Source organism: Portibacter marinus, from assembly GCF_021533195.1.
GTDB classification, from domain to species: Bacteria; Bacteroidota; Bacteroidia; order Chitinophagales; family Saprospiraceae; genus Portibacter; species Portibacter marinus.
Window position 1 is genome coordinate 745,315 of sequence record NZ_JAJNKB010000003.1, and the last position, 12,784, is coordinate 758,098.

General features: G+C 42.4%; 8 protein-coding genes. 3 read left to right on the plus strand and 5 right to left on the minus strand.

Going from position 1 to position 12,784, the window contains the following annotated elements; all coding sequences use genetic code 11:
- Nucleotides 1-42: 42 nt before the first annotated feature.
- The 3 genes from mnmG to L2567_RS10865 form a co-directional block, all read right to left on the minus strand.
- The gene (mnmG, locus tag L2567_RS10855; protein WP_406626682.1) at nt 43-1,908 is read right to left on the minus strand and encodes a tRNA uridine-5-carboxymethylaminomethyl(34) synthesis enzyme MnmG; all 1,866 of its coding nucleotides are present in this window, start codon (nt 1,906-1,908) and stop codon (nt 43-45) included.
- Between the two features lie 133 nt (nt 1,909-2,041).
- Nucleotides 2,042-2,695, minus strand: a complete 654-nt coding sequence (locus tag L2567_RS10860) for a hypothetical protein (RefSeq protein WP_235297791.1) — start codon at nt 2,693-2,695, stop codon at nt 2,042-2,044.
- Nucleotides 2,696-3,486: 791 nt separating this feature from the next.
- Nucleotides 3,487-6,126, minus strand: coding sequence for a DUF5916 domain-containing protein (locus tag L2567_RS10865; RefSeq protein ID WP_235297792.1), 2,640 nt, complete (start codon nt 6,124-6,126; stop codon nt 3,487-3,489).
- Between the two features lie 187 nt (nt 6,127-6,313).
- Here L2567_RS10865 and L2567_RS10870 point away from each other — a divergent pair, with 187 nt between their 5' ends.
- Together L2567_RS10870 and L2567_RS10875 are read left to right on the plus strand one after the other, a co-directional pair.
- A complete protein-coding gene (locus L2567_RS10870) occupies nt 6,314-7,726 on the plus strand; it encodes a BCNT domain-containing protein (protein WP_235297793.1) in 1,413 nt (470 codons plus the stop codon).
- Entirely contained in the window at nt 7,713-8,519 is an 807-nt protein-coding gene (locus tag L2567_RS10875; protein ID WP_235297794.1) for a M15 family metallopeptidase, read from the plus strand. Before L2567_RS10870 ends, L2567_RS10875 begins: the two co-directional genes overlap by 14 nt.
- Nucleotides 8,520-8,521: 2 nt before the next feature.
- Here the strand turns inward: L2567_RS10875 and L2567_RS10880 are convergent, their stop codons facing one another.
- Nucleotides 8,522-10,684, minus strand: coding sequence for a xanthine dehydrogenase family protein molybdopterin-binding subunit (locus tag L2567_RS10880; protein ID WP_235297795.1), 2,163 nt, complete (start codon nt 10,682-10,684; stop codon nt 8,522-8,524).
- On the minus strand, nt 10,681-11,136 hold the full coding sequence (locus L2567_RS10885) for a MarR family winged helix-turn-helix transcriptional regulator (protein WP_235297796.1): 456 nt from the start codon (nt 11,134-11,136) through the stop codon (nt 10,681-10,683). The genes L2567_RS10880 and L2567_RS10885 overlap by 4 nt, the downstream gene beginning before the upstream one ends.
- A gap of 79 nt (nt 11,137-11,215) precedes the next feature.
- Here L2567_RS10885 and L2567_RS10890 point away from each other — a divergent pair, with 79 nt between their 5' ends.
- Nucleotides 11,216-12,784, plus strand: a complete 1,569-nt coding sequence (locus L2567_RS10890; RefSeq protein WP_235297797.1) for a sulfatase family protein — start codon at nt 11,216-11,218, stop codon at nt 12,782-12,784.

Sequence of the window (12,784 nt, forward strand, 5' to 3'; positions counted from 1 at the left end):
CGGATTTTATAACTTCGGACTTTAGTCCGAGCATGAGCACCTCTACCTCCCCATATGGACCAACAGCACCGAAATATCACTCGGGCTCACCCCGCTGATCCGGCTGGCCTGCCCAATGGTCATGGGTTTCAATTTGTTTAATTTCTCCCGAGCTTCAGCAGATAGTGATTGCAAACCATCATATTCGATATGCTCGCCCAATTTAACTTCTTCCAACCTATTCATCTTGTCTGCCATCTCCTGCTCTTTGACCAGGTAGCCTTCGTACTTCAAATTGATTTCTGCCAGGTTGATACTTTCGGCATCAAAGCTTTTCAGAAAATGATCCAGATGATCCACCTTTAGTCTTAAATCGTCGAGATTGATTTGCGGTCGTGAAAGAACGCTCTTTAATTTCACCTTTTGCTTTAAAGGTGTGGTCCCATTTTCTTCAAGCAAGGCATTCAAAGCCTCCGGCGTAACACTTGCCTCTTCAAAGTATTTTTGAATGGCTGCAGCAGCTCCTGCCTTTTCATTAACCCGCATCATTCGATCTTCCATGTGTTGCATGCCTAACCTGGTGGCAATCGGAGTCAAACGAATATCAGCATTGTCCTGTCTCAATAATATTCTAAACTCCGCCCTGGATGTAAACATCCTGTATGGCTCAGTCGTCCCTTTGTTGATGAGATCATCGATTAGTACTCCAATGTAGGCATCAGATCTTTTTAAAATAAACGGTTCTTCTTCCTGTACAGCCAGGTGGGCATTTAATCCAGCCATTAATCCCTGAGAACCTGCTTCTTCATAGCCAGTAGTTCCGTTGATCTGACCGGCAAAAAATAGATTTTTGATCAATCGGGTTTCAAGATTGGCCTTCAATTGCGTCGGTGGAAAATAATCGTATTCAATAGCATATCCCGGTCTAAACATCTTAGCATTTTCAAATCCAGGTATGAGCCGCATCGCTTTGTACTGGACTTCTTCCGGGAGGGAGGAAGAAAAACCATTGACATATATCTCTACCGTTTTCCAACCCTCTGGCTCTACAAACAATTGATGTCTGTCACGCTCTGCAAAACGGTCAATTTTATCTTCGATAGATGGGCAGTATCTCGGGCCAGTTCCTCTGATCGTACCATTAAACAATGGTGAACGGTCAAAACCAGTCTTAAGAATATCATGAACCTTACTATTCGTATAAGTAATGTGACAAGGTCGTTGTTTTGTCAATGTAGGTGTGTCCGTATAGGAAAACTTTCCAGGGTCCTCATCTCCGGGTTGAACTTCCATGGCATCCCAGTTCAGGCTCCGTCCGTCGACTCTGGGAGGGGTTCCCGTTTTCATCCGTCCCGATTCAAATCCCAGTTCTTCCAATTGAGCAGTGATCCCTGTTGCCGCACGCTCTCCAGCTCTTCCACCACCAAAATTTTTATCTCCGATATGAATTAAACCATTCAGAAAAGTGCCATTGGTTAAAACTACAGATTTTGCGGGAATTTCAAGGCCAATCCCAGTTTTAACTCCAACTGCCCGTCCATCCTTCACCACCAGCCCCACGATCATTTCTTGCCAAAAGTCAATGTTTTGATTGGCTTCCAGCATCAGCCGCCATTTTTCGGCAAACATCATTCTGTCAGACTGAGCTCGCGGACTCCACATAGCCGGACCTTTGGATTTATTCAACATCCGAAACTGAATCATGGTATGGTCGGTCACGATTCCTGAATAGCCACCCAAAGCGTCAATTTCACGAACTATTTGTCCTTTAGCAACTCCACCCATAGCAGGATTGCATGACATCTGTGCGATGGTATTCATATTCATGGTGGCCAACATCACCTTGGACCCCATGTTTGCAGCGGCAACTGCGGCTTCACATCCGGCGTGCCCTGCTCCAACAACGATTACATCATATTCTGGAAACATGGCGCAAAAGTACATAATTTATTTAGATAGTAGTAGCTGTTAAGTGTTGATAATGAACTGTTATAACAAGTTCTATACCTACACAGACTATTTAAAGAATGGTATAGTTGATTAGAGGTATGATTTTCAGCATTTATTTCAAACTCCGAAGTGTTAATTTCTTACCATTTACTGAACTAAAAGCAATAATCGCGTACCTTTTTTCACCAGGTGGCACCACAAGATCTTGCACTTTGTAAGTTATCAAATTTTGCAAGAAATCTTGATTTGCACGATTGGCTCTTCGCCAGTTTCTGATTGTGATAAAAACTCCTGCGACCAGTCCCAGTGGAAAAGTTGCTGTGAAATTGTTGACTTCAATTGAAAGAGAAATCAGACCCAAGAGTAAATACCATAGGTAAGGACTCTTCTTTTGATACACGATTTCAATTGTTTCATCAGGACTAAATAAATTGATCTGTTTATTTTCTTGAAAGACAAAAGTGTTTTGGTTCATAATCAAATTGTCAGAAGAATGATTGACAATTTCAACTGCCAATACTTCCACACCCTTTTTCTCAGCAATTTTAAAATATCTCTCATTTTCAGGTGTGTAAAGGAAATTTTCTATATAGTTTAATTCATAAATTTCCTCCGATTCAGGATCCGGATAATTTAATATGGAAGGATCGAGTATGTAGTATTTCTTTGCGCAGCTATGAAAGCAAAGTACAACCAATAAAACTGAAAGTGGTTTGAGTATTGAGACAGATGTTGCAGATCCATGTTTCTTAAGTAAAGTTATCATGATGATTTTTTTAAGTTGTGATTAACATAGCATTTACTTCAAAGTTTAAGCAAAAATATTTCCAGAAATGCAATTGGAGCCGAGTGAGCTATTTTTTAATGAATAAAAATTAATGTAACCATTGTAAAAAGGCCTACTGCATCATTGCCAGACTCTGATCATTTACAAAATCATACAAGCAAATGGCTCTAATCAGGTAATATAAATTGAGCATGCGTAATTTTCTAGCATTAAGATTTTTTGTTTCGATAAACAACGCATTTCTGGTGATATTTAAATCAGTAAAGCCCATTCTGTATAGACCCCGAACCGCAAGGTTGGGCTTTTAATTGAAATATGCACAGGAAAAAGAGGCTACATAAGATAGTTTTCATTGCTTTTTATAACAACTTATTTAGTAATTTGTACAAATTGTATCAAAAGTTAATGTGCGTTTCGAAAAACATAATGAGGCTCGTTTGAATAAAAATATATTATACTTGGATTAAGTGCTGAATGGTGATTCTGTTCATCCGGACGGGTTAGGGATAGTAGTGGGCGACCGGAGGGAGCTCCCGCAGGGATGAGCTTAGCGAAACCACGAATAGCCCGGCCTGAAAGGCAACCCCCATAAAAATACACTGACCATGCATAACAACCAATAAGCTGCTCTGCTTATTTCTTATGGAAAAGACCAATTTACAATCTTTAATTCCCATGCACTTTTCGAAGATGTAGAAGAAAATTTAAATTATTATGCTACAAAATATAAATGGCAAATAAATTTGCCAGGCCAGTTGCCGGGCCATTACCTACTTATTGATCAACCGGTAGGTCAATTTCACCAAAAAGTTATTCCTGATTTTCTCTGAAAATAAATCTTCCTGGAATGAGGTCAACAGTCCCTTCTCGACATCTCCATTCACCGTAGTTCCCTGCGACCAGACCAGAAACAGCTCAGATCCCGGAATGTATTCCCAGCGAACCACCGCATTCGACCTAAACTGCATAAAATTAAAGTCGGGGTCAGAAAATGAGTAATCGACCTGACCATCATTGTTCTCGTCAACCTGAAAGGTGCCATCGCTTTCCTGAGTGATCATGTTGCTGGCATACTTTATAAAGCGATCGCCAAATTGATCCGCGAGAGGATCGGAAATGTATTTAAACTCTGAATACTCGCCCTGAGAAATGAATGGTTGGCCCCAGTATTCCAACGTCAAATTCGGCGTAAAACTATAACTCAATCTAACTGATGCAGACAAGGTTCTTTGCAAAACCCTACCCGTTACATATCGATCCTCACCGTTAAACTGTTCGAAACTTACATTTTGCAAGGCATTATTGTTGAAACTGTATTCAGGTCCCGCAGAGATGGAAAAAGCATTGTTCATCTGCCATCTGGCGAAGACTTCGACGGAATATCTGTTCACAGAATTACGCTCTGAAACGAAGGGTGTGTATTTGAAAGCAAAAGCATTGAATCTCAATCTTTTACGGGTATCCGTTCCTACGTAAGCCCAATTGTTCCATCCTCTTGTCGTCTTGAGAAGTGGACCGCCAAACAATGCCTTGTTTGATATATCTCTAAAAACAAAAGTAGTCCCGGTTCCTGCTTCCCAATAGTTTTTGAAATTACCGTGCATATTGGTATTTACAGCGCGATAAAGATTTTGCGCATCAAAGGTCCATGCCAAATAATGATTATAGTTGATCCTGGCACTTCTGAAGATACTGAAGGGTTTGGGTGCCCGATAGCCTGCCCAGAAATAGTGATTGATGGCATCGGCTGTGTTTAAAAATCCAATATCATTCAGTTCCAGCCCCGGAGACCTCCACGTAATTCCTCCCTGATAAGAAATATTGTCCTTACCTCCGTAATTTGCAAGGGAAACATCGCCTCCATGTCCGTTTAGTGTAGTTTTGGTAGGGTCTACGCTCAGATGATCCGCATCAGGCCGCTGGAAATAGTGTCTGAAGTCTCTTTGAGTGCGTTCGATGGCAGTCTGTGTTCCCGTGACCTGGCTTCCGATCAATTTAACATTGATTTGCCATGATCTATCCTCCCAGGAATGAAAGACATTGAAGCCCCCGGATGACGCTGTTTCGTGATATTGATCTTCCAGACCTGTGCCATCCAGAAATCGATACACATTGGTCAAAGTTCCTCCTATCTGAGACTCACCGCCATTGATGTCTTTGGACAATCTGCTGACAAAATAATTGGTCAACGGCTCTGCCAGAACCCGACCTCGTTCTTCATCACCCGGGACATCAAATGTGGTAAACTCACGCGAGGTAATTCCTTCGACCAGACCAATGGACCAACCCTTCCTGGTTTTTCCACTCACTTTAGACGCGCCCAAAATATTGGTGAAATCAGGAGTCCTCCTATTTTCTGCTTGTCCCGGAATTACAGGATTTCCACTTGGTCTTGCTCCGATCCTCCGAGAATAAAATAGATTATCGTTGTTGTAGGGACCGCCTGCCTCGGCGTTAGTAGCTCTAAAATCAAATAGGTTGCCATTCTCGATAAAAAATGGTCTTCTCTCCTGGAAGAAAATTTCGAAACCATCTATGTTCAGTGCAGATGGATCGGCATCGACCTGACCAAAATCAGGATTGATGGTATAATCCATAGTAATGTTATTTGTTACACCGATCTTTCCATCCAACCCAACGTTGAACCTGTTTCTGGAATTTTCACCTGTGGATCGACCTGCGACAACATAGGGTTGGGTTTCAATCTGTCGTTTTGGCTTTAAATTTTTAAATCCTTTGAGTCGTGCATAATTGCTTACCCATCCGGCTGCATTTTGAGGTATGAACTGGTAGGTACTTCTTTCATCGGCTCTGAAGTCTCTGCGCATTACATTGAATCCCCAGTCCTGGAGTTCAGCCTGGGCAAATCTCAATTGACTGAAAGGGATTTTGATTTCAGCGGCCCAGCCCTCCTCGGTGATGCCGGTGGAAACATACCATATGGGATTCCAACTTTCGTCCCAGTTGTTGCCATTTCCGGAAATGAATTCATCTCCTTTTACGCCAGAAGCTGAAACCGTGAATGAAAAGGCAGTGGCATTATCCCGATAACTGTCAAAATGTATTTCAACCCAATCGCCGGGGAAATTATCTCGCCTGCCAAGTCGTTTCTCCACCTTTTCCGGTTCTTCATCCAGGCATCGATAGGCTACATAGATGTAATTCAAGTCGTAGACGATCTTGAACATGGTCTGTCTGGTGGGTGCTTCTCCATTATTAGGTCTATGAACGGTAAAGCCTGAGGTCCATTCCACTTGATTGTAGGCGGGCTCGTCAAAAGTTGCATCCAGGGTAATTTCCTGATCCATGGGAAGCTGGGCAGTATGGTAGTTTCGTTTGGGGACAATGGTATCTTGCGCGGCGAGGAAGCCGGAGAGCAGTAAGCAAAAAGGTAAAGTTTTCAATTTCATCATTTGGGCTTTGAATAAAAAATCTCTTCATTCCTAAGTACTTGGGGTTTTTAAAAAAGTTGCAAATTAAGATGACAAATCATCAATCTTCGAAATCATTATACCAACACATCCCGTTTTTATATTAATGTACACTAGCTGTAATGCGTATTAATTTTTCATACTTTTGCATCATAAATTGCAGTGAATGGACCATCAAATTCTGAAGAATGAACAAAAAGCCCTTGAAATCAATCTCGATAATGCCATCTACGGCACCTTTGCTGAGATCGGGGCAGGCCAGGAAGTGGCCAGGATATTCTTTCAGGTAGGCGCTGCAGCTGGGACCATTGCCAAAACCATGTCCGCTTACGATAAGATTTACTCCGATCGCATCTATGGTAAGGAACCTTCCGGACGATATGTCTGCGAATCAAGAGTTTACAAAATGCTTGATCACGAGTATGACCTGATGGTCGAAAGACTGCAGGAAGAACTGCCGGACAAAACTTTCTTCGTTTTTGCAGACACCGTGGCTGCCATCAATTACTCCAAAACCATCAAAGGAGATGGCTGGCTGGGCGTCCGATTTCAACTCACCCCCAATTCTGCACCAAACGATCTGGTACTTCATGTCAAAATGAAAGATACCAACAACAAGCTCCAGCAAGAGGCGGTAGGTAAACTCGGGGTCAATATGATCTATAGCTGTTATTTCTACAAGGATAATCCAAAAGCTTTCGTGGCGTCATTATTGGACGGTCTGACTGAAAGAGTAGAGGTGGATATGATCAGACTTACCGGACCGGATTTTGAACATGTGGATAATCGATTACTGGGACTGTATTTGGTAGAACACGGATTGACAGAAGTGACAATGATCGGGCCGGATAAGCAATCGGTGCACGCCTCAGAATTTCTCTATAAACGCAGTTTGATGGTGGTCAGGGGACATTTCAGACCGCCGACCAAAGTGACCTTGGATGTGATCAAGTCCTCATTTGATCAATTCAAAAAAGAAAATGACGTCGATCCTTCGAAAGCTTTTATCGTGAGTGAGTTGACCCTGGAAAACCTGGTGAAAGACGGCCAATTGGATTATCAGGATTTTCTGGATCGGGCAGATTTGCTATGTGCGCTGGGACAGACCTTCATCATCTCAAATTGCCACAATCATCAGCGACTTATCAATTACCTGTCAGATTACAAAATTCGCAAGTTGGGACTGGTGATCGGAGTTCATGAATTGCTGGAAATCATCAATCAGAAGTATGATTTGAATAGAGATGGTCGTCTCTTGGTCGCATTCGGTGAATTGTTTACAAGAAATATATTGATCTATGCTTATCCGGCTTTGAAGTCAGAGGACAGCGATGAAATCATGGATGCCTACAATCTCCCTGTTCCGGAAGGGATTCGGTTTTTATACAAGCATTTGGTTGACAGCAAGCAAATCGTACCGGTAGAGGATTACAATGAAGAAAATCTTCATATTTTTCCCTACATGGTCTTCAATTCTATCATTGAGGATGACGGAAAGTGGGAATCCATGGTTCCCGAAAAATTGATACCCATTATTAAGGAGAATAACTTATTCAGAAAAGATCATGTGGAAGTTTAGTTTAGCTCTTATCGTTTTGATGGCCTGCAATGACAGTAAGTTAGCTTCAGAGGTTAAGGTCAATGTTGCCGATCAAGCCATCGAAAATGATTCAGAGCCACAATGGGGCGATACTTTGTATGCGGACTATGGCAAAAACATGCTATTGGGTCATTTTGATCCGGCTGAACATGAAGATTACTTACTGATTGATCCTAAGTTCGCTGATAGAGAGGGCATGTACATCCACAAAGATACTTACTCCGCTTTTCAGCGCATGCACGCTGCTGCTTTGCAAGATAGTGTCGAATTGACAATAAGATCAGCGACTCGTAATTTTGACTATCAAAAAGGTATTTGGGAGCGGAAGTGGACCGGTGAAACAAAAGTGGGAGGAGAAGATCTTTCTAAGACTATTTACGATCCAAAAACCAGGGCGCTTAAGATTCTTGAGTACAGTTCGATGCCTGGGACGTCCCGACATCATTGGGGATCAGACATTGATTTGAATAGCTTTGACAATTCATGGTTTGAAACAGGAGAAGGACGTAGATTGTGGGATTGGCTGGAAGAAAATGCCGGAGATTATGGATTTTACCGACCTTATACGGCCAAAGATGAGTTGAGACCCAATGGTTATCAGGAGGAAAGATGGCATTGGTCGTATATTCCTTTGTCTTCTTATTTTATGTCAATGGCAGAAGAACTGCACAGTGATCGTGAAATTCAAGGTTTTATGGGCGCAGAAGTCGCCGAAGAAATTGATGTAGTTGAAAAATACGTTTTCGGTGTTAGTAAGGCTTGTTGGGAGTAACGCTACCTCTTTACTGGCAAACTTCTGATTTGCTCACCTGTCAGGTTATGAATGGCATTGGTTATGGCTGGAATCGTGGATGGAAACGGTGGTTCTCCTGCGCCTGATGGAGGATCTGACGATTCAATAATATGAATATTAATTTCCGGCATGTCAACAATCCTGGCCTGGCCGTATGAATGAAAATTAGTCTGCACAGGTTTGCCATTTTTTATATTAACTCCGGTCTTCAATGTCACTGTAATGGCGTCTGAAATCGACCCTTCTATTTGAGCTTTCACACCAGCAGGATGAATGACCAGACCACAATCAAGCACTGCCGTCATTTTGCGAACTAAGTATTGATCATCTTGGATTTCAATTTCCGCTACATGGGCAGCATAGGATGTTTTGTAAAAGGCGCAAGCTATGCCGATTCCTGCTCCCGGTCTGTACTTTTCCTTCCATTCCGCTTTTTCTGCAGCGACATTGATCACCCTGCGCAGCTTTGTGAGATCACATTCTACCAGGCCTCGATAGCCCCTTAGTGGTAATTTTACTTCGGTCCGCTCTTCTTGCCCGCAGAGTTCCAGCAATAATTCATAAGGATCACGACCGAGTGCACCAGCGGCTTCGTTAATGGTGTTGTTGACCACAAAGGTATTATGAGAATGGGCAACCGATCTCCAGGAACCTATTTGCACATTGAAATCCATGGCGGAATAGCCCATTGCGATGTGGGGTATTTTAAAAGGTAAATCAGCTGCTCCCTGCACTTCGTAAATGGCACCATCACCGATGGGCTTGGTCATGAGATGATGAAACCAGGAATATAATCGGTTATTTTTCAGTCCAATATTTAAATGATGGAAAGAAATGGAGCGGAAGTAGTCGTGGAGAGAGTCATCTTCCCTCGTCCAAACAACCTGAACAGGATAACCGGAAGCTTTTGATATTTCTACCGCTTCAAGAGCATAGTCCACTGCCAGCCGCCTTCCAAAACCGCCACCTACAAGTGTGGTTTCCACCACAACATGCTCCTTGGGAACCTTGTGAATTTGTGAAATCAAATCCTGGATCAGTTGTGGTCTCTGATTCGGACCTATCAGTCGAATTTCATTTTCCTTATAATGCGCCGTGAAATTCATGGGTTCCATGCAATAATGAGCGAAAAATGGCACTTCATATTCAAAGTTTAAGATCATGTCCGCAGATGCTTCATTTGTATCAAAGTTTTCAGTGCTTCTGAGTTCCGTTTCCCAAACTTTTGATTTTAGCATTGCATATTGCTCTCGGTAGAAAACATTGTCCTCATTTTGACCTTTATTAGCAGTCCACTCCAGTTTTAATTTCTTCCTGCCCTGAATGGCTGCGAAAGAAGATTCAGCAATCACTGCAACGCCATTTTGCACTTCTGCATATGATATAGGTCGAGACCCTTTGATCACCAAAGCATCGATGACATTGTCCACCTGAAGTGCCTCCTCGAAAGAATAATTTTTCAGTTGACCTCCCCTCACCGGACTACGCTCCACAGAAGCGTATTTCATCCCTTCTAATTTTGTATCCAGGCCAAACTGAGCTTTTCCGGTAACGATGTCCAATGCATCTACACGGCCGATGGTCTGGCCTATAATTTTGGATTTGACGTCACTTCTAAGTTCTGTTTCTTGAGGAATTTCCAAAAGAGATGCTTCAGCTGCGATTTCATAATAACTTATGGATTTCCCGCTATTTTGATCCAATATCCTGCTTGAGTCCGTGGTCAAATTTCCAGGTTCGACATTCCATTTTTTAGCTGCAGCTTCGATCAACATGTGGCGTGCTAATTTGCCCACTTTTTGTAAAGCGTCATAAAATCTGGATACTCCGGTGGATCCGGCAGCAGCCATACTGCCATACTGATCTGCTGCTTTTGCCTGAATTACCCTGACGTCATTCCAATGTGCATCTAAGGCATCCGCCAGGATCATCGGCAGCGATGTTCTAACACCCTGACCCATTTCAGGAATGGGAGCGTAGATATATATCAACCCTTTGTCACTAATTTCCAGAAAGGGAGAAAATACAGCGGGATTGATGGGTTTAGGTGCCCTTTTTGAAGGTTCAAATAAGACATTGGAAACGCCCAGAAGAAAACCTCCCGTTCCGGCCAAACCCATATTGATGAAGTCTCTTCTTTTCATGATGCCAACTCCACCACTTTTTCTTCACAATTGGTCACCATCTTGGTCAATGTAGCTCCTGCATCCTCTATTTCACGGTCACTAAGTCCTTCCAGGATTAAGGCACGGTTTCGTTCTATAATCGGCAAGACCATTTTCAAAACCTCGTTCCCCATGTCCGTCACACAAATGTTGCTTCTTCTCCGATCGTTCTGATCGGTGGTTTTGGTGATGTAATCTTTTTTAATCATTGAGTCGATCATCCTTGTTATGGACGCATAGTCTTTAAAGAAGAGTTGGCCTATATCCATCTGCGTCAAATCAGGCTTATTTTTAATGATCATCAGTACCAATGCCTGATCTAGTGTGATGCCGGGAACAGCATTTTGAATCTGCTTCTGCGCAAATTTCCTGTATGACTTGATGGCTTTTTCAATTTTATAAAAAATAGTGTCCGTAGGTAAACCAATCATTGCATTTATTATTTGATATATCAAATATATAAAAAATGTATTTTATTGTAGATATTGATGAGAATTTATAAAGTCATTGATGGAACTACGACTATATTTAGCTGTATTAGGATTTAGCCTATTCATAGGATGCAGTGAATTGGCTAAAACGAGTACTCGTCCCAACATTCTTTTTGCCATTGCAGATGATGCCTCTTGGAAACACTTTGGAGCTTATGGGTGTGACTGGGTCAAAACACCAGGCTTTGACTATGTAGCTGAAAATGGTATTTTGTTCATGAATGCATACACACCGAATGCCAAGTGCGCGCCTTCCAGAGCTTGCATCCTCACTGGTCGAAACAGTTGGCAATTAGAAGAAGCCGCCAATCACTTTCCTTACTTTCCATCCAAATACAAGACTTATGTGGAAGCACTTGGCGCGCATGGTTACTGGACGGGCAGTGTAGCGAAAGGATGGTCCCCGGGTGAAGCCCTGGATGCTCAAGGCAATCCGAGGCAATTGACCGGACCCAAATTTGACGACATCAAACTCAAACCTCCTACAACAGGAATCGGTTCACATGATTATGCCCAAAATTTCTCGCAATTCATCAATGAAAAACCCGATGGTCAACCCTTTTGCTTTTGGTATGGTGGATACGAACCTCATCGTGCTTATGAATACGAAACAGGAGTCAAACTTGCGGGCAAAACATTGCAAATGATCGATGAGGTGCCTGCATTCTGGCCCGATGTTGATTCGGTCAGAAATGACATGTTGGATTATGCCTACGAGATTGAATATTTTGATTCACATCTAGTGAAAATGATTGATTTGCTTAAGGCCAATGGCGAACTGGAAAATACGATTATTGTGGTCACAGCAGATAACGGAATGCCATTCCCCAGAGTTAAAGGACAGGTTTACGAATACAGCAATCACTTGCCCCTGGCCATCATGTGGCCAAATGGCATCGTAGAAAGTGGAAGGAAGGAAGAAGCTTATGCCAATTTTATCGATTTTGCTCCCACATTTTTTGAGGTTGCGGGAATCGATCCTGCAAGTGCCGAAATGGCACCCATTACAGGAAAGAGTTTGACTGACTTTTTCAACAATAACGTGGATGAGGAAGAGCGCGATTTTGTGTTGGTCGGTAAAGAAAGGCATGATATTGGTCGACCTGATGATGTGGGATATCCTGTGAGAGGAATCATTAAGGACAGTTTTCTCTATTTACATAACTTCAAGACAGATCGTTGGCCTGTGGGGAACCCAGAAACTGGCTACTTGAATTGTGATGGCAGCCCAACAAAATCTTACATTCTCAATACCAGAAGAGTGGAAGACAACGAACACTATTGGTCAATGAATTTCGGTAAACGGGATGAGGAGGAATTATACAATATCAAGTTAGACCCTTATTGCATGGATAACCTGGCAGATCTTCAAGAAAGAGAAACATTGAGGAATACTTTGAAAGCAGAAATGATGGAGAAGCTTATAGAGCAAGGAGATCCCAGGGTACTTGGAAATGGAGAAGTGTTTGATCAATATGAATACGCTGGCAGTCATCAAGGATTCTATGCCCGGTATATGTCAGGTGAACAAATGAATACATCCTGGGTCAATGACAGTGATTTTGAAAAGAGCAGCATAGTTGAATAG